General features: G+C 44.6%; 9 protein-coding genes. 6 read left to right on the forward strand and 3 right to left on the reverse strand.

What is annotated here, in order from left to right:
- Positions 1-72 precede the first annotated feature (72 nt).
- From era to ACOOEY_RS08660, 3 genes are all read left to right on the forward strand, one after another.
- Positions 73-960, forward strand: a complete 888-nt coding sequence (gene era, locus ACOOEY_RS08650) for a GTPase Era (protein WP_420388270.1) — start codon at positions 73-75, stop codon at positions 958-960.
- Between the two features lie 73 nt (positions 961-1033).
- Positions 1034-2341, forward strand: a complete 1308-nt coding sequence (der, locus tag ACOOEY_RS08655) for a ribosome biogenesis GTPase Der (RefSeq protein ID WP_420388271.1) — start codon at positions 1034-1036, stop codon at positions 2339-2341.
- Positions 2342-2343: 2 nt separating this feature from the next.
- Positions 2344-2940: a transcription elongation protein SprT gene (locus ACOOEY_RS08660; protein ID WP_420388272.1), complete on the forward strand. Its 597-nt coding sequence runs from the start codon at positions 2344-2346 to the stop codon at positions 2938-2940.
- On the opposite strand, the gene ACOOEY_RS08665 is transcribed toward ACOOEY_RS08660, so the two are convergent.
- Positions 2937-3968, reverse strand: a complete 1032-nt coding sequence (locus ACOOEY_RS08665; RefSeq protein WP_420388273.1) for a type IX secretion system membrane protein PorP/SprF — start codon at positions 3966-3968, stop codon at positions 2937-2939. The two genes, ACOOEY_RS08660 and ACOOEY_RS08665, sit on opposite strands and share 4 nt — an antisense overlap.
- Positions 3968-14008 carry a PKD domain-containing protein gene (locus ACOOEY_RS08670; protein ID WP_420388274.1) on the reverse strand — a complete coding sequence of 3347 codons (10041 nt, stop codon included), beginning with the start codon at positions 14006-14008 and terminating at the stop codon, positions 3968-3970. The genes ACOOEY_RS08665 and ACOOEY_RS08670 overlap by 1 nt, the downstream gene beginning before the upstream one ends.
- Before the next feature lie 275 nt (positions 14009-14283).
- On the opposite strand from ACOOEY_RS08670, the gene ACOOEY_RS08675 reads away from it, so the two are divergent.
- Positions 14284-16641: an ABC transporter permease gene (locus ACOOEY_RS08675; RefSeq protein ID WP_420388275.1), complete on the forward strand. Its 2358-nt coding sequence runs from the start codon at positions 14284-14286 to the stop codon at positions 16639-16641.
- Between the two features lie 178 nt (positions 16642-16819).
- Positions 16820-18718 carry an acetate--CoA ligase gene (gene acs / locus ACOOEY_RS08680; RefSeq protein WP_420388276.1) on the forward strand — a complete coding sequence of 633 codons (1899 nt, stop codon included), beginning with the start codon at positions 16820-16822 and terminating at the stop codon, positions 18716-18718.
- A gap of 10 nt (positions 18719-18728) precedes the next feature.
- On the opposite strand, the gene ACOOEY_RS08685 is transcribed toward acs, so the two are convergent.
- Complete coding sequence (locus ACOOEY_RS08685) at positions 18729-19619, reverse strand: DUF72 domain-containing protein (RefSeq protein ID WP_420388277.1); 891 nt, start codon at positions 19617-19619, stop codon at positions 18729-18731.
- A 134-nt stretch (positions 19620-19753) separates the two neighbouring features.
- Between ACOOEY_RS08685 and ACOOEY_RS08690 the strand changes: the two genes are divergently transcribed.
- Positions 19754-21088 carry a Gfo/Idh/MocA family protein gene (locus tag ACOOEY_RS08690; protein WP_420388278.1) on the forward strand — a complete coding sequence of 445 codons (1335 nt, stop codon included), beginning with the start codon at positions 19754-19756 and terminating at the stop codon, positions 21086-21088.
- Positions 21089-21094 lie beyond the last annotated feature (6 nt).

Here is a 21094-nt window from a genome sequence, read left to right on the forward strand (position 1 = left end):
TTTCTGAAGTGGGCTACAAATGTAGGTGACAATTCCATTCTAAACAAGTACCTTTGCGACTTAATTTTAAGAATGTCTACCAAACCACATAAAGCCGGATTCATCAGTATCATTGGTAAACCCAATGTTGGCAAGTCGACTTTAATGAATGCCCTTGTGGGTGAGCGACTTAGCATAATTACCTCCAAAGCGCAAACGACCCGCCATAGGATTATGGGAATTTTGAGTGGAGAAGATTTTCAGGTAATTTATTCTGACACCCCCGGAATTCTTAAGCCGGAATACAAACTTCATGAGACTATGATGAGCTTTGTCAACAGTTCTTTTGAAGATGCAGATGTATTGCTTTTTGTCACCGACCTGTACGAGAAATACGATGGAGAAAGGCAATTAGACTTTTTGAAAGACCTGGAGATTCCCAAAATCCTGATCATGAATAAGGTCGATCTGGCAAAGGGTTCACAGGCCGAGGATAAAATGGCTTATTGGAAAGAACGCTATGATTTCGATGCTGAAATGACAGTATCTGCGCTAAATGGCACCAACATAGAAGAGTTATTTGCGAAAATCATTGAGCTATTGCCTGAGCATCCGGCCTACTTTCCAAAAGATGAGCTAACAGATAAACCGGAAAGGTTCTTTGTCAATGAAATTATCAGAGAGAAAATATTCCTGAACTATAAAAAGGAAATTCCATACAGCTGCGAAGTGGTGACACATACCTTTAAGGAAGATGAAAAGATCATCCGGATTATGTCTGACATCTATGTGGAACGCAAAAGCCAAAAGGGTATAGTCATTGGTCATAAAGGAGAGGCCATTAAGAAGGTGGGCATTCAGGCACGAGAAGAATTAGAAAAGTTTTTCGGAAAGCAGGTGCATTTAGAGACCTTTGTCAAAGTGGAGCAGGACTGGAGGAAAAAGGAACAGAAGCTGAAGGGCTTTGGATATTCAAACTAGATTTAAAAATTACGATTTTTGATTTGGGATTGAGAGGATTCAAAAATCATCAATCAAAAATCCAACATAGAAAATGGCAAATATTATCGCTATAGTAGGTCGACCTAATGTCGGCAAATCAACCTTCTTCAACCGACTGGTGGAGAAACGTCAGGCTATCATGGACAATGAGAGTGGGGTAACCCGCGACAGGCATTATGGCTACGGACAGTGGGTAGGTAAACATTTCACGGTTATTGACACCGGTGGATATGTTACCGGATCGGATGATGTCTTTGAAGGAGCTATCAGAGACCAGGTTGTTGAAGCCATGAGTGAGGCTTCCGTAATTCTGTTTATGGCCGACTGTCATGACGGACTAACTGATTTGGACAAGGACTTTGCTAAAGTGGTAAGAGGTCTTGATAAGCCAATCTATATCGTAGCCAATAAAGCAGATACAGCTGAATGGTCTTACCAGTCCCATGAGTTTTATGCCCTGGGAATTGGCGATGTATTCCCTATCTCTGCTGCTAATGGCTCGGGTACGGGTGAGTTACTGGATGAAGTCGTGAAACACTTCGAAGATGATGGTATTTCTGATCCTGAGGCTGATATTCCAAGAATCGCTATTCTGGGTAGACCGAATGCGGGTAAGTCTTCATTCGTTAATGCGCTGCTGGGTAAGGAAAGAACGATTGTGACCGATGTGGCGGGTACCACCAGAGATTCAATCAATACCCGCTACAAACTTTTTGGTAAGGACTTTATCTTGACTGATACTGCCGGCATTCGAAAGAAATCGAAGGTACACGAAGACATAGAATTTTACTCAGTCATGAGAGCGCTGCAGGCGCTACAGGATTCTGATGTCTGCGTGGTTATGGTAGATGCTACCAGAGGACTAGAGGCTCAGGATGTCAACATCATCAGCCTGGCCATGAAGTACAAGAAGGGTATAATGCTGATGATCAATAAGTGGGATCTGATCGAGAAAGAGACGAATACCATGAACAAGTTCATCGCGGAAATCGATGAAAAACTTGGTCAAAATACCTGGATCCCGAAAATCTTTACTTCGGTAACTGATAAAAAAAGGATTTTCCAGGCCATAGAACTGGCAGTGAAGGTCTATGAAAACAGACACAGAAAGGTCACCACGTCACAGCTGAATGATGCCATGTTGCCGGAAATTGAAAGGTATCCGCCACCAGCGATCAAGGGCAAGTATGTAAAAATTAAATACATTACTCAGCTACCTACTTCAACTCCAACCATCGCTTTCTTCTGTAACCTGCCACAATACATTAAGGCTCCTTATGAGAAGTACCTGGAGAATAAGCTCAGAGAACATTTCGACTTTGAAGGGGCTCCCGTTAAACTGGTATTCAGGAAGAAGTAAGGGTGATTGAGGATCAAATCAAAGGCAGGGTTCCGGATTCAGCTTTAGACTACTGTCTTCAAGTCTATTTGGAAGCTCCTTTTACCTTTAGGATATCTGGTCAACGCAGCAGCAAACTTGGAGATTACCGATTTGATCCAAGGGTAAGATCACATGCCATTACGGTAAATGAAGACCTGAACCCTTATCAGTTTTTAATCACTTATATCCATGAAGTAGCGCACAGAAGGGTTCATGAGCAGAACCGAAGGCAGAAACCTCATGGTATTCACTGGAAGCGGGAGTTTCAAAGGCTAATGCTTCCTATACTCCATCCGGAAGTCTTTCCTGAAGAAGTACTCCGGCCCCTTGCCAGGCACATGAAAAACCCGAAGGCCAGTGCAGCGGCAGACCCTAATCTTATAAGCGCACTGCGGCAGTTTGATAGCGAGGAAAAGAAGCCTACGCTGGCCCAGTTACCAATAAACGAGGAGTTTGAGTTTAAGAGGAGATGGTTCAGAAAGCTTGAAGTGAAAAGAACTCGCGCCCTCTGTCTTGATTTGCAAAACCAGAAACGTTATCTGGTTCCGCTAATTGTTGAAATCAGAACCAGGGGCTAGCCATAAGGGACATAGAAACAAGGGAGTTTCACATGCTTGCGCAGTCTTCTGATATCTCCAAATAACAGACTGATGGAAATCTCATGTGAGCCACCAGAAGCGCCTCTCAATTCAGATACAGTAATGTCATAGCTATATCCAATGTTTACCCCTTCTCTAAGCTGTACTCCAGCCAGAATAATCACTGACTCACTCTTATTGATAGAACCGACAGACTGAATGGGAATACCTCTATACCAGACTCCTGCATAGAATGGCTCCAGATAGGTTTGCATCCCAACATCGAGTTGAGAAAATGGTCCCTGAGATTTGTAGTTTGCGGCAAATGATATACTTCTCTCCTGAAAGCTGTAGCTGAGGGTATTGCGCCTTCTCCCCTTTTTAAGGTAAAACTTCTGCCCTGCATGCAGAGAGAAGAAGCGGGGAATATTGGATTCCTCCCCTGCGAAAGAGTCGTCTGGTTCAAGCAAGTGAAAAACCGAAAGGCCAATCCATAACGAATTGGAGAAAAGAACTCCACCTACTGCCAGGTCAAAGCCACTTTTCTGATACTGGCCCTGAATAAATTCTGCCGAAGTGGGAGCAATGGTTCCGGCCGCCAAATCAATCTGATCTGAAAAAAGGAGCTCTTCAAAGTCAGCATCTTTTTGAAACCACCTGACTTCTGTACCCAGCTGGAATACCCAGGAGTCGTTTAGTTCAAGCCGTGAAGAGTACTGAGCACCCAGGTAGGTATATCGAAGCTTGGCTACTGATTCTCTGGTTCTAACGGCTATCAAACCAATTCCATGGGGTGTATTCGCAAAGTGATTGTCATAATAGGCACTACTGGTCTCAACAGTCTGCGCCAGTGTTGGCCATTGAATTCTTTGATTAAACCCGACCCTGGAAAGCTCAATAGAACCGGTAAATGCCGGATTAATGTATAAGGGAGCATTATAGAATTGGGTAAGCTGAGCATCCTGAGCCCGAAGTCCGGTCAGTAGGCTGAACCACAAGAAACTCAATAGTAATACCCTTTTCCCCATTATTTCTTCACCAATAAGAATGAGCCTGCTCTTTCAACTGATACACCAGAAATTGATTTAGCATAGAGTTTATAAGCATAGCCACCTGCCGGTGCTTCCTCATCTTTTACCAGGCCATTCCATCCACCACTTTCAATATCTTCTGAAACAAAAATCACTTCCCCCCAGGTATTGTATATAATTAATTTAATGTCTCTGATGCCATAGTATTCCGGATATAAGCGATCGTTCAGACCGTCTGAATTCGGAGTAAAGGCAGTTGGCATGACAATCTCATAGCCAAGATCTACTATGATGTTTATTTGATGCTCCTGAACACAACCTAAATCATCGGTCGTGGTAAGTGTAACTGTATATTGACCTACTTCGGCATAGATGTACTCGAATGATTCTTCTGTTGAAGTGTTACCATCTCCCAGGTTCCATTCCCAACTCACAATATTATCAGTTTTTTCAACTTCAAAAACTATTGGAGTATTATAGATGTATTCATCCTGAGGGTCTTTCAGGCCTGTGATGATTAAATCAGACTGGCCTAATTCCGGTAATTCCACTGTATATTCCAAACGAATTTCACATTGATTGGCGTCTCGGATCACAACTTCATGCGTACCATCCTGATACACTGTATTGTTCTCTGAAGACACAAAAGCCTCATTATCCCAGCTAAAGGTATAAGGTGCGGTTCCTCCCTGAATGTCTGCCAAAATGGTTTCTGATGTAATTCGAAGATCACAGTTAACATTTAAGGTCTGAACGATAGTACCGGTCAACTCAGCTGGTTGCTCTACTTCAACTATTGCAGTGGCTATACAGTTATTGGCATCGGTGACAGTCACCTCATATATTCCGGCCAGCAACTGATCGAGGTTTGCCGTGGTTCCTCCATTTCTCCAGCTATATGTATATGGACCAACTCCTCCTGAAACATTGAGGGTAATTGCTCCGGAAGCTTCGCCATTACATCCTACATGTGTGATGGCAGGACTCAGTACAATCGGATCCGGCTCAGTAATGGTCACAGCCACCTGGACCGCGCATCCATTGGCGTCAAGTACAGTCGCCTCATAGCTTCCGGCAGTCAGGTTATCCCGATCAGGTCCCTGTGCACCATCAAGCCAATCGATCTGATAACTACCTGCACCACCAGATACGGTCAGGTTGATCGTTCCTGTACCAGCTCCGCTACAAAGAATATTCTGTTGTGCTACTGAGACAGATATTTCGGTTGGCTGAGTAATCTGGTAAGTTTCGGAAATAGTACAGCCATTGGCATCAGTCACCATGACAGTGTAGTCTCCCGGACTCAGACCAGACACATCTTCGGTATTGGCACCATTACTCCAGCTAAAGGTATAAGGACCTGTTCCTCCACTCAGGGTAATATCTATATCTCCGTTATTGGCTCCAAAACAGCCAATCTGGTTAATCGATCCTGCAATGGCCAGCACAGCTGGTTCAGTGATTAAAACTGACTTCTGGGCAGTACAACCATTGGCATCCGTCACCAGAAGGGTGTAAGTACCTGCAGCTAATCCATTTAAATCTTCAGACACTTCTCCATTCGACCAGGCATAGGTATACCCCCCTCCTCCACCGGAAACACTCACATCAATAGCACCATCTCCGGCTTCGAAACATGTCAGGTTGGTACTCATTACATCTATCACGATTTGTGTAGGTTGACTGACCACAAAGGTTTCCTCGGCAGTACAACCATTAGCATCGGTTACCAAAACGGAATAGCTTCCAGCTGAAATTCCACTGAGTAAATTTGAAGTGGAACCATTCGACCAACTGTAGGTATAGCCTCCTGTTCCTCCAGACACGGATAAGTTTATACTACCATTTCTTCCACCATAGCACAGCACATCCTGTATTCCTGCTGAAATACTGATTGGAGCAGGCTCATCTATTGTATAAGAAGCCGAAGCGGTACAGCCGTTAATATCTGTTACAGTTACAGTGTATGTACCACTAGCGAGGTTGACCACATCGGCTGTCGTCTTGCCATTTGACCAAAGGTAGGTGTAGGTTCCAGTGCCTCCGGTAACAGAAAGGTCAATAGCGCCATTGGTTCCTCCATTACAACTCACATCAGTGGCATTAGCTGTAATATTGATGCTTGCCGGTTCAGTTATGGTTTCCGTAACTACCACCGCTCCTCCCAGATCCGGACGTGTAATATCGTAATCACCTGCCCCAAGGTTGCCTACCACTAAATTGCTTCCTTGAATGCTGGCGGAAGCCGTGGCAGGAAACCCTGTGGCTGTCGACTCAATGCCAAATACGACCGGGCTACAACCATTGGAATCTGTAACCGTTGCCTGAATACCCACACCAGCCAATACGCTTACAGTAATATTGTACGGAGCCGTTCCTCCCTCAAGTGCTAAGGTGATTTCTCCATCTGTCGAACCATTACATAGAATGTCTGTTGAAGAAGACTGTACTGTGATTTCTTCCGGCTCGGTAACTTCAACCTGAGTGATAGATGTACAGCCATTGGCATCTATTACAGTAACAGAGTAGGTTCCTGCTGTCAGACCTGAGATATCCTCGGATACAGCGCCATTACTCCAGCTGATATTGAAAGGTGCCTGACCTCCGGTAATTTGTAAGTCTACAGCACCATCATTCCCTGTATTACAGCTAACTGGTGTTGGGTTCAGTGCGAGATTAAATGAAGCGTCTTCATTCACGTTGACGGTCAGGGTTTCTGAACAACCATTAGCATCAGTTACCATCACATCATAAGCACCGAAGGACAGTCCGCTAATATCTTCACTATTCGCTCCCGTACTCCAGTTATAAGTATAAGGCCCTGTGCCGCCACTGACAGTCAGATCAATAGCACCATTGGTTCCTCCATTACATCCTGCATCTGTTACAGCGGTAGTTAAAGTGATTTGTGTTGGTTCAATGATTTGAACAGACTCTGATGCAGTACATCCCTGAGCATCAGTCACAGTTAACTTATAATTTCCAGCCACTAAGCTGGCAATGTCTTCACTTGCTTCTCCGTTGGACCAGGTGTAAGTGTAGGGACCTGTACCTCCTGTTACCGTAGCATCAATAGCACCATTGTCATAACCAAAGCAGGTTACATCAGTCTTGGAAAGGGTAATGCTTAAATCTACAGGCTCAGTAATTGTATAGGATGAATTGAGAGAACATCCATTAGCATCTGTCAGTGTTAACATATAAGTACCTGCCGTGAGATTACTCAAATCTTGAGCGCTTGAACCATTACTCCAGCTATAGGTATACGGTGCAGTTCCTCCTGAAACAGTCAAATCGATAGCACCATCATTTCCTCCGCTACAGCTCACATCCAGCGTGGAGGCATTAATCGTCAGAGCAGCAGCCGGCTCTGAAATGGTAATCCCGGTAATGGTAAGGCAGTTATTGTCATCTGTAATGACAACATCGTAAGAACCTGCTGGTAAAGAAGAAACATCTTCTGTGGTTGCTCCAAAGCTCCACAAATATGTATAGGGTGCTGTCCCTCCGGTAACAGTAAGGTCAATGGCTCCTGTACTCTGTCCTTTACAAGCAATATTGGTGACTGATACACTGGCAGAAAGCTCTGTACCAGGCTCAGTGACAGTAACTGAGCTACTCTGTGAACAACCGTTGGCATCGGTTACCGTAACCTGATAAGTACCTGCACTGATATCATTTAAGTCCTGAATGGTATGACCACTGTTCCATGCATAGGTATATGGGGCTGTACCTCCCGATACAGTAAGATCTACTAATCCATCACTCCCTCCACTACAACTTACATCTACCTTGGTGGTGCTTAACGTAAGGGCGGGAGGCTCATTAATGACTACTGTGGTTGCTATAGTACAGCCATTGGCATCCGTTACCGTAACACTATATGAACCACTGGAAATATTGTTAAGGTCCTGGGAACTAGCTCCGTTAGTCCATGAATAGGTATAGGGGCCAATACCGCCAGAAACTGAGATATCAATACTTCCATTGGCATTTCCATTACAATCCACATCTGTTTTAACACTGGTCAGGTCAAGTGCAGTAGGTTCACTAATGATAATGTTGGATAAGGTTATACAGCCCAATGCGTCCGTCACCGTAACACTATAGGTTCCGGCAGTAATATTATTTAAGTCTTCAGTAGTCGCTCCATTGCTCCAGGCATAACTTACGGGTGCAGTAGCATTGGCAATTGAAAGGTCAATACTTCCGGAAGCATCACCATTACATAATACATTAACCTGGGTATAGCTTGCCGTCATCAGTGTTGGTGGTTCTGAAATGGTTATTGTTGCGGTAGCCGAGCAATTATTTTCGTCTGTCACTGTGATGGTATAATTTCCTGCGGCCAGTGAGGTAAGGTCCTCAGTAGTTTCTCCATTACTCCAGGTGTAAGTATATGCCCCATTACCTCCCGTAACCGTCAAATCAATGCTACCATTGCTCTCTCCCTTACAATTCACATCGACTTGAGAGGTATTGATGACCAGGGCCGGAGGTTCGTTTATGGTAACTGAAGTGGTTTCGGTACATCCATTGGCATCAGTAACTGTAACGGAATAAGTACCAGCCAACACATTATTCAAATCCTGATCTGTTGATCCGTTGCTCCATAGATAGGTATAACCGACTGTACCTCCACTGACGGACAAATCGATGCTGCCGGTGGCATCACCATTACATAAGACATCTGTTTTACTGGTAGTAAGACTCAAAGCTGTTGGTTGGCTGATCATGGCGGAGGTATTAGCCGTACAGCCATTAGCATCGGTAACCGTAACAGTGTAGGTATTCACCACCAGTCCAGTCAAGTCCTGAGTGGTTTCTCCATTACTCCATGAATAGGTATATGGCCCCGTTCCTCCTGCCACGGTAAGGTCAATTGCTCCACTGGCATCACCGTTACATAGCACATTGGATGTGGCCACCGTCAGGCTCAGCGCAGCTGGCTGGGTAATTACTACAGAGGTAGTTTCTGTGCAACCATTGGCATCCGTTACAGTAACACTGTAGGTACCGGGACTCAATCCTGATAAGTCTTGACCGGTTGCTCCTGTATTCCAGAAATAGGTGTATGCTCCGGATCCTCCCGTTACATTCAAGTCAATACTTCCATCACCATTCCCCTGACAGCTCACATTGGAAGCGTTCGTGGTCAGATTCAAGGCAGTTGGTTCGTTAATCGTCACTGAGGTATTGGCCGTACAGCCATTAGCATCGGTTACTGTAACGGTGTATGTTCCTGCTACGAGGTTGCTAATATCCTGAGTGGTTGCTCCATTACTCCAGCTGTAAGTATATCCTACCGTACCACCCGAAACTGTCAGATCAATGCTCCCTGTAGCATCTCCATTACATAATACATCCACTTTGCTAGATGACAAAGTCAGCGGAGCGGGTTCATTTACGGTGGCAGTTACTGAAGCAGTACATCCATTGGCATCTGTAACAGTCACCGTGTAATTACCGGCAGTCACTCCCGCCAGGTCTTCAGTAGTTTCTCCATTACTCCAGGCATAGGTATAGCCTCCGGCACCTCCACTAACGCTCAAGTTAACATTCCCCGTAGCACCTCCATTACAAAGCACATCGGTTGGCGAAACAGAAAGACTTAAGGCTGTAGGCTGAGTAATCACCACGGATGTACTAGCCGTACAACCATTATCATCGGTTACTGTTACGCTGTAATTACCGGCAGTGAGTCCACTTATATCTTCAATTGCATCTCCATTACTCCAGGCATAGGTATATGTACCGGTACCACCTGATACTGTCAAATCAACACTTCCTGTAGCATCTCCATTACACAACACATTGACCTGAGTGGTGGATAATGTCAGAACAGCCGGCTCAGTAATAGTCACTGAAGTTGTTTCTGTACAGCCATTAGCATCAGTTACGATCACATCATAGTTTCCGGCACTTAGTCCACTAATATCTTCTGTTGTTGCTCCATTGCTCCATACATAGGTAAAGCCTCCAGCTCCCCCGCTGGCGGTCAGGTCAATGCTGCCATCACTGGCTCCATTACAGGAAATATTAGATTGTGTAGTCCCCAGTACAATGGCCGTTGGCTCAGTAATATTAACACTCAGTGTCTCTACACACACATTATTATCAGTAACTGTTACTGTGTAAGTCCCCGCTACCAGGTTACTGATATCCTGAGTAGTTTCTCCATTTGACCAGTTATAGGTAAATGGGCCTGTCCCTCCAGCCACGGTCAGATTAATACTACCGGTGGCATCACCATTACAGAGGATATGTGCAGGTGTAGCGGTAAGTGTCAGTACATTCGGTTCTGTTATGACTACTGAAGCGGTTGAAGTACAACCTGCCGCATCTTCTACAATTACCGAATAAGTGCCTGCCTGAAGAAAGTTTAAATCCTGAGTTGTGCTAGCTCCTGTATCGTCCCAGGTATAAGTATATGGAGCTGTTCCTCCCGCCACTTCCAAATCAATCTCACCTGTATTATTTCCATTACAATCTACATTGGTTATTGTGGTAGTCAGTACCAAAGAGGCATCCTCATTTACCGTTATTGTCTTATTGACCGCACAGCCAGTAGCATCTGTTACTGTGACCGAATAATTGCCATAGGTGAGTCCAACAAGGTCTTCAGTAATAGCTCCATTACTCCAGGAATAGGTATAAGGTCCGGTTCCTCCCGAAACGCTGATATCAATCACACCTGCCGATCCGCCAGCACAACCTGCATCTGTTATCGATTCGGTAATGGTAATGGCAGTGGGTTCATTGATTGTCACAGAAACATTATCAGTACATCCTCTGAAATCAGTTACTACAACGGTATAAGTTCCAGCAGCAATGTTGGAAAGGTCTTCAGTTGTTTCACCATTACCCCAAGCGTAGGAATAAGGAGCAGTACCTCCAGAAACACTCAGGTCAATAGACCCGTCAGAACCACCGTTACAGGTGACATCAACTTTAGAGGTGTTTAGTGCTAAAACCGCTGGCTCACTGATGGTAACTGAGGTACTGGCAGTACAACCATTCGCATCGGTCACTGTAACAGAATAGAGATTTGCAGCCAGACCGGAAATGTCTTCTGAACTGGCCCCATTCGTCCAGGCATATGTATAAGGACCTACCCCTCCACTGACTGAGAGATCAATGCTACCGTTAGTATTTCCATTACAATCGATATCTGTTTTTGTGGCTACTAATGCTAAAGCCGTAGGCTCTGTAATGACAATGTTAGAAACCGTAATACAACCCAGGGCATCAGTAATTGTAACATCATAGGTGCCTGCTGAAATATTAGTTAAATCTTCCGTAACGGCTCCATTGCTCCAGGCATAGCTAATTGGGGCTGTTGCATTAGACACGGTAAGATCAATACTGCCTGTAGCATCACCATTACACAACACATTGACCTGAGTATAGCTGGCAGAAATCAATGTTGCAGGTTCCGTAATGCTTATTGTAGTAGTTGCAGTACACCCATTACCATCCGTCACGGTAACTGTATAACTTCCGGCAACAAGTGCTGAAATATCTTCGGATGTAGCTCCATTACTCCAGCTGAAACTATAAGCCCCCGTGCCTCCGGTAACTGACAAGTCTATACTTCCGTCATTATCTCCCTTACAGCTTACGTTGGTCTGAGTAGAAGACAAGGTCAGAGCAGTAGGTTCTGTTATAGTGACTGATGTACTGGCTGTACAACCGTTGGCATCTGTAACAGTCACGGAGTAAGTCCCGGCCACAACATTGTTCAAATCCTGAGTGGTTGCCCCATTGCTCCATAAGTAGCTATAGCCTACCGAACCTCCACTCACCGAAAGGTCGATATCGCCCGTTGCAGCTCCATTACACAACACATCCGTCTTAGATGTACTTAAACTCAAAACAGCAGGTTCACTAATCACTACAGAGGTACTGGCTATACATCCATTGGCATCAGTAACATTCACTATATAAGTGTTGGCGGATAACCCGGTAAGGTCTTCGGTGCCTGCTCCATTACTCCAGGAATAAGTAAAAGGGCCTGTTCCTCCTGTCACTGTGAGATCAATAGTGCCATTGGCCTCCCCATTACAGAGTACATTCGTTGACGCTATTGACAGACTCAAAGCATCTGGTTCATTAATGGTTACTGAGGTAGTTGCCGTACAGCCATTATCATCAGTTACAGTCACTGAATAAGTGCCGGGGCCAAGGTTAGAAAGGTCCTGGCTGGTAGCTCCTGAATTCCAGAAATAAGTGTAGGCTCCTGTTCCTCCGGAAACGGTAAGATCAATGGTTCCATCCCCATCTCCCTGGCATGTAACATTAGTGGAAGTGGTTGATACAGTCAGTGCCGATGGTTCGTTTATCGTCACCGAAGTACTGGCTGTACATCCGTTGGCATCAGTAACAGTAACAGAATAAGATCCCGCTGTCAGGTTATTTAAATCTTGAGAGGTGACTCCATTACTCCACAAATAAGTATTACCTCCGGCACCTCCGCTAACAGTCAAATCTATACTTCCGGTAGCGTCTCCATTACAAAGCACATCCACCTGGGTAGCAGAAATGGAAAGTGCTGCCGGTTCATTCACCGTGGTTGAAATTGTCGCTGTACATCCATTGGCATCCGTGACTATTACCTCATAAGTTCCTGCAGCAACTCCCGATAAGTCTTCTGTATTGGCTCCGTTATCCCAATCGTAGGTATATCCACCTGCACCACCAGTCACAGTGAGGTCAACACTCCCTGTAGCCTCACCATTACACAAAACATCTGAAGGAATTACACTAAGCGCTAGTACAGCAGGTTGTGTGATTGTTACCGTAACTGTTTCAGTACAGCCGTTATCATCTGTTACGATCACGTCATAATCGCCCGCTGGCAGACCACTCAGGTCTTCTGTAGTTTGACCATTGCTCCAGGCAAATGAATAGCTTCCAGTTCCTCCTGAGACAGTCAGGTCTATACTTCCTGTAGCATCTCCATTACATAAAACATTCACTTGAGAAGTAGAAAGTGCCAGAACAGCCGGCTGAGTAATTGTCACAGATGTTGTGGCGGTACAACCGTTGTCATCTGTCACTGTCACATCATAATCACCCGCTGCCAGACCACCGAGATCCTGACTGGTTGCTCCTGTATTCCAGCTATAGGTATAAGGAGCCGTCCCTCCCGCAACTGACAGGTCAATACTTCCTGTAGCATCTCCCCCGCAAAACACATTCGTTTGAGATGTGCTTAGCGTCAGCACATCTGGTTCAGCTACAGTAAAAGTGTGTATCTCACAATGCTTCCCCTGAGATATCTCAACCTCATAATCCCCGGCAGGTAAGGAGGAAATATCTTCACTACTCTCACCAATAGACCAGTTAAAGGAAATATTTCCATTATCAGGACTGGTTACGGTCAGGTCTATAGCTCCATCGCTGCCTCCATTACAAGAAACATTAGTAATATTGGAATCTATGGTAAACTTGGGGGCTGGTTCAGTGATAAGGTAAGTAGCCGAAGCAGTACAGGCGTCTCCTCCGTTGCTAAATCCTGTAATGGTGACTGTATAAAGACCTACTGTTACATCTTTCAATAATGAATTAGTCCCTACCTGATTCCCATCCTCATCTCTCCAGTCATAGGTGTATGGACCTGTACCAGCTGTAATAACCAGTTGCAATGTACCATCACTTCCGTTTACACAGGTAACAGGTTTAGGGTTACTGTTGGCTCCACTGAATAGATCAAAGCCATCATTGACTGTATAAGTCTCACTTTGAGTATCGCCATTATCATCTGTTACGGTTATTGTGTAGCTGCCTGGCGCCAGATTACTCAGGTCTTCAGAGGTTTCTCCATTACTCCAACTAAAGGTATAAGGAGCCACACCACCAGACACAGTAATATCTATGGAGCCATCATTGTCTCCAAGACAAGTCTCATCTGAGACATTGGCGGTAATTGAGATTGCGTGAATTGTCGGTACAGGATCCTTCTCTCCCGAAACCAAATCAGTCCATATACAATTCGTCACCACCAGTAATAAAAATCCTGCCAGCCTAAGATTCACTACTGTTCTGATGTTTCTGGTTAAGAATTAACTCTCAAAGAGTTAAGATTCAAAAATACGGTCTTTTTATCAGTCTGGATCTAAGCTGATGTAATGGATTTTATTCACGTGACAAACTGCAAAAAATTAGATGTTTAAAAATGGTAATACTGAATTTGGGCCGTATCGGTACATCCATTGGGTGCAACCTCACCATCTTTTTGAGGTCTGTGTAATGAATTCCGAAGGCTATCGTCTCTTCAGCATATTGAATTTTTAGGTCTAAAACTCAAACCATGTTCAAAACGATAATTAAAACCGCTCTCCGGGTATTCTGGAAAGAACGCGCTTATGCTTTCCTTAATATTCTCGGACTTACCGTTGGCATAACAGCCAGTATGCTACTGCTCATTTACATTCAGGGAGAAAAGTCATACGACCAGTTCCATGACGATATCGACAGAATATATCAGGTGATGGAAAATCAGGATTATTCCGGAACCATTTTTACTACCTCTGCGAATCCTGGTCCCTTGAAGGATGCCATGAAAGAGGCAATGCCTGAAGTAGAATACTTTGCTCAGTTTACATGGGAACAAGAGAGGCTCTTTACCCACAATGATCAAAGTTTTAAAGAAAACGGTCGGGTGGCCAGTGAAGACTTCTTCAACATTTTCAAAACTACCTTCATTGAAGGTTCAGCTAAAAATGCGCTGACGGACCCTACCAAACTTTACCTTTCAAAAAGCCTGAAAGAAAAGATCTTCGGTAATCAGAAGGCCGTTGGGGAGAGTCTTCAGGTCAATGGTTGGGGCGAATACCAGGTAGCCGGAGTATTTGAGGATATACCAGGCAACTCAACCATGAAATTCGACTTTGTAATGCCCTATGAACCATGGTTCGAGAGAAATACCTGGCTAAACGACTGGGGAAATAATGGTATTCGAGGACTGGTGAAACTTCAATCAGGAGTGCAGTTCGAACAGTTCGATAAGAAAATAAGAGGCTTTATTAAAGAAAGAAATGAAGGGTCAGTAGTCGACCTATTCCTGTTTCCATTTAAAGACATGTACCTCAAAGGCAGTTGGGTGGAAGGCAAGCAGTCAGGAGGACGAATTGTTTATGTCAGACTATTCACCGTGGTACTCATTTTTATATTGATCATTGCCTGTATCAATTTTATGAACCTGGCAACGGCTCGTTCTACCAAAAGGGCCAAAGAAGTTGGAGTTAAGAAAGTAGTGGGTTCCTCCAGAAGTCAGTTGATTTTCCAATTCATTGGTGAGTCTTTGATTATGGCCATTATCTCTGCCATTCTCAGTGGATCGTTGATTAGCCTACTCATTCCCTCTCTCAATCTGCTCATCGATAAGCAACTCGCTTTTAGCTTTACAAACTTCCAACAATCAGGACTACTACTCGGCATCGGTCTGGTTGTTGGCCTGCTGGCCGGAAGCTACCCTTCTTTCTTCTTATCCTCCTTTAAACCAGTAAGTGTTCTGAAAGGTAGTTTTAGAACTTCAGGCTGGTCAAACGGTATTAGAAAGGGCCTGGTGGTTTTCCAATTTCTCATTTCCACTTTCCTCATTATTTCCACCATGGTGATCCATCAGCAAATGGAGTTTGTGAAGAATAAAAATCTGGGTTACAATAAGGAAAACATCATTTCCATTCCAATTGAGGGTGATCTGGCCAATGAAGAAAGTGCCAAACTGTTTATGTCCAGAGTACTCGACAACCCGGTCTTTAGTAATGTCACAATTGCCAGTGGTACACCTATCAGCATAAGTACTTCCACTTCAGGCGGCTACCGTTGGGAAGGCAAATCTGACGAGAGTGAAACGCTCTTCAACGTATTACAGGTAGGTAATGGATTTATTGAAACCATGGGTATGGAGATTTTAGAAGGCCGTGACTTTGACCCTTCGTTGGTCAGTGATACAGTCAATGTAATTATCAATGAGCAGACCGCTCAGGCCATGAATGTTGAAGATCCACTGAACTACCCTGTCACTTTCTGGGGAAGAACAGGTAAGGTGATTGGTATTGTGAAGGATTTCCACTTTAGCTCGCTACATCAGAATATTGAACCATTGGTAATGACCCTAAGACCCGAAAGTGCAGAGGTATTCATTGCTAAAATCAACGGTAACACTGAGGCAGCATTAGGCCATTTGGAAGATCTGACAACAGAGATGAATCCGAACTACCCTTTCACCTACAACTTCCTTGATGAAAGTTATGACAACCTTTATCGTGGTGAAACCACCATAGGCCTACTCGCCAATTACTTCTCAGGCATTGCCATCTTCATTTCATTATTAGGCTTATTCGGACTGGCCAGTTTTGCTGCTGAGCAAAGGATCAAAGAAATAGGTATCAGAAAAGTGCTGGGTGCCGGTATTGGTAATCTGATGATTAATATGTCTAAGAGTTTCTTAATCCTGGTGGGTTTTGGATTCATCATTGCAGCCCCTCTGGCCTACTTCTTTATGGACGACTGGCTCAATGATTTTGAATATCGCATTGATATTGGGGTGATGGTCTTTGTTTTGGCCGGAGCCGCATCATTACTCATTACTATTCTTACAGTAAGTTACCATTCGTTGAAGGCCGCCTATGCCAACCCGGTAAAGAGCCTGAGGTACGAATGAGAAAATTACACCTTGCATTTCGACCCTCTCCGGTATTGTCCTGAGAGGGTCTCTTGCTTTAGGATCAAAGTACATCCGCTAAAAACCTGAACTATCCTGCCATTTTTAACAATTGAATTGGCCTTAAAAGCTGAATCCCTTAACTTATTTCGCTAATTGGAAATTCAATTCACCACCTATGAGCCATAAAATTCAAACCCTTTCAGGTTATATCCATGAATATCAGAAGAGTGTACTACAACCTGAAGCCTTCTGGTCAAGAATTGCAGAATCCTTTCATTGGAGAAAACCCTGGGACAAAACCCTGGAATGGGATTTTGATGGACCGGATGTGAAATGGTTCATCAACGGTAAGTTGAATATCACTGATAATATTTTCGAGCGATACCTCTATACTAAAGGCGATACTCCCGCTATTATCTGGGAGCCAAATGATCCGAATGAAGCCAACAGAATAGTCACCTATCGTGAGCTGTATGAAATGACCAATCAGTTTTGTAATGCACTTCAGGCTGAAGGTATTCAAAAGGGAGACCGCGTGGTCATATACATGCCAATGGTGCCTGAAGCTGCAGTAGCTATGCTGGCCTGTGCCCGAATTGGAGCTGTGCACTCGGTGGTATTTGCAGGGTTCTCATCATCATCCCTGGCGGATAGAATTAATGACTGCGAAGCCAAAATGGTGCTTACTTCGGATGGCAACTTTAGAGGAGCCAAGCAAATAGAGGTAAAGTCAGTAGTCGATGAAGCCCTGGAGAAATGCACAACTATAGAGAAAGTGATCGTCTTAAAGCGAACCGGCCAGGAAGTAACCATGAAAACCGGAAGGGATATCTGGTGGCATGATGCCATTGAAGGTAGGTCGAAAGAATTTCAGGCAGTGGAGGTCGATTCTGAGGATATGCTCTTTATTCTTTACACTTCCGGCTCAACAGGAAAGCCCAAAGGAGTGGTTCATACCACAGGGGGGTATATGGTTTACTCCTATTACTCCTTCCTCAATGTTTTTCAATACTCACAAGGAGATGTTTACTGGTGTACTGCCGATATCGGCTGGATAACCGGCCATAGTTACATTGTATACGGTCCCCTGCTGGCAGGTGCTACAACCCTCATGTTCGAAGGAGTTCCTACCTTCCCACATGCAGGGCGTTTCTGGGAAATATGTGATAAGTATCAGGTCAATCAGTTCTACACCGCCCCAACGGCCATTAGAGCACTACAAGCTTACGGACTTGATCCAATAGAGCCTTATCAGCTAGACTCCCTGAAAGTTATTGGTTCAGTAGGTGAACCCATCAATGAGGAGGCCTGGCACTGGTACCATGACCATATTGGAAAAGGCAACTGTCCTCTGGTAGATACCTGGTGGCAAACCGAAACAGGAGGCATAATGATTTCAGCATTGGCAGGCATTACGCCCAATAAACCGGCACATGCTTCATTACCCCTTCCCGGCATTCAACCTGTGATCGTAGATGCCGATGGGAAAGAGCTTACCGGAAACAATGTAGAAGGCAATCTTTGTATTAAGTTCCCATGGCCATCGATGCTTCGTACCACCTATGGTGATCATGAAAAGTGTAAGAATGTTTATTTCTCAGCCTATAAAGGCATGTATTTCACGGGAGATGGTGCCAAACGCGACCATGATGGATACCTGAGAATTCTCGGGCGTGTTGATGATGTCATCAATGTCTCTGGTCACAGAATGGGAACAGCTGAAGTTGAAAACGCAATCAATGAACATCCGAAAGTCATTGAGTCGGCTGTGGTAGGCTATCCTCACGATGTCAAAGGCCAGGGTATCTATGCCTATGTGATCTGCGACATGGCAGGAAGAACAGAGGAAAACCTGAAAGAAGAAATCAAAGATACTGTTCGTAAGATCATCGGTCCAATTGCCAAGCCGGACGTAGTTCAAATTGTTCCGGGACTGCCTAAAACCCGTTCCGGAAAAATCATGCGCAGAATTCTGCGTAAGGTGGCCAGCAAAGATCTTTCAAACCTGGGCGATACCTCCACACTACTCAATCCTGAAGTGGTAGAAGAGATTATCAAAGGAGCAGGACTGTAGTCAGTCCCTCCTAAAACAGGGAAGTTTGATCTCCGGAATTTGGGATGTGCAGATTAAATCCCAGATCCTTATTCAGCTTTTCAATGAAATAAGCAGAAAGCAGGGGTGACGCTTTCTCAATGTTCTGGTGCACGAAGAAATAGATGTTTCTAAGCCCTCCGGTAGCTATCCAACTTCCCAAACGTTCAATCCAATCGTCCAGCCTTTGGTAGTCACTATCATGATTGGCTCCCACATACCTGATAAACACATCGGGAGTAGTCAGTCGCATATGGAGTAAATCTCTTCTCCCGGCAGTATCGGTAATGATATTCGATACATTATTCTTTTCAAGAAGCTCATAGAACTTATCTGATACATCAGGATCATTAAGCCAGTCGGTATGTCTTACCTCTACAGAAAGGGGGATTCCCTTGGGAAATTCAGTCAGATACTTTTCCAACCTGTCCCAGTTCTTGGGTGCAAAGTTGTTGTGTAATTGAAGAAAAACCATACCCAGCTTATCCTCCAACCCAGCCAGTGCGTGACAATATTCATCAGTATACTGGCCTACATCATTCAATCTTTTCAGGTGACTGATCATCTGGTTGATTTTGGGAAAGAACCTGAAATCATCCGGGGTTTTATCTGCCCAGGCCTTAAACTGCTCCTGATTATAGAAATTGTAGAAGGTTGCATTTAGCTCAATACTGTTGAACTGTGTTGCGTAATAGCTCAACTCATCTTTAGTTCCTCTTGGATAAAAACCCTTAAGGTCAGAGCGATTCCACTTGGCACAACCGACATACACCGCTGGCCTCTCCTTAAATTGAGATTTACCCAAAACAGTAGCCGTACCAGGATGATCTGCCGGCAAAGTGAAATCAACATTTTCCGGATCGGGGACACTTCCAAACTTCATGACAATAACCAGTTTAAATTCTGACGACTGAAGTTAAGGGATTCAGGAGCCATTTAAAACGCAGACAACATCCTTTTATACTGAAACCTTTTTGATTAACTTCTTCACCATTTTCAACCACTCTGAAACGCGCCATGGAACAATCAAGAAGAAATTTCATCAGGTCATCCTCTGCCTTTGCTTTAGGTTTAAGCACACTTCCTTCCTTTATAACAGCTGCCGAAATGGGCTCACAAAACGACATTGTCAATATGGGAGTCATTGGCTGCAATGGCATGGGATGGTCCAACATCATGTCACATTTGAAAATGAATAATGTGCGGGTCGTTGGACTATGCGATGTAGATGACAATGTACTGGCAAGACGAAAAGAAGATTACAAAAAAGTCAGGGAGAACACCCCCACCCTTTATAAGGACTACCGAAAACTACTGGAGAATAAAGACATCGATGCCGTGGTTATCGGAACTCCCGATCACTGGCATTGCAAAATGATGGTCGATGCGTTGGAGGCAGGCAAACATGTCTATGTCGAAAAACCTCTGGCCAATTCGGTAGAAGAATGTTACATCATGGAAGCTGCCGCCAGAAAGTATAATCGGCAAGTGGTTCAGGTAGGCCAGTGGCAACGCAGTGGTACACACTATGCGCAGGCCATCGATATTGTGCGAAGCGGACAGCTGGGCAATATCCGCCTGGTGAAAGTATGGGCCTATCAGGGTTGGATGAAACCAGTACCTGTTCAACCTGATGGCCAGCCCCCTAAAGGAGTTGACTACAAAATGTGGCTCGGCCCGGCACCGGAAAGAGCCTTCAACCCTAACCGGTTTCACTTCAACTTTCGCTGGTTCTGGGATTATGCCGGAGGACTCATGACAGACTGGGGAGTTCACGAAATAGACATTGCACTTTACGCCATGCAGGCCCGAGCACCAAAGTCGGTGATGGCCTCGGGAGGAAAACTAGCCTACCCCAACGATGCTTCTGAAACCCCTGATACCCTACAGGCTGTTTTTGAATATGAAAACTTCAATATGCTTTGGGAACATGCCACCGGAATTGATAATGGTAACTATGGCCGCACCGAAGGCATTGCTTTTATCGGCAATAACGGAACCCTGGTACTGAATCGTCAGGGCTTCGAAGTGATTGTAGAAGATAAACAGGTCAATGGTGAAAGGAAAACCCTTATGGCCGAAATTCCTCCACAAAAAACTACTGGCAGCTATCTCGATTTGCATACGAGCAATTTCATTGAATCCATTCAAAAGAATGATCCTGCCCATGCCAACTGTACCCCCTTTACCGGAAGTGTGGCAGCCATTAATGCCCATATGGGTAATGTGGCCTTCAAAACCGGAAGAAAGGTCTATTGGAATAATGAACAAAGAAACTTTGGATCGGACAGTGAAGCTAATCAACTCATTATGGCCAATTATCATAATGGGTGGACCAAACCCAGAGTTTAGTCATTG

The organism is Roseivirga sp. (assembly GCF_965216855.1).
Lineage (GTDB): Bacteria > Bacteroidota > Bacteroidia > Cytophagales > Cyclobacteriaceae > Roseivirga.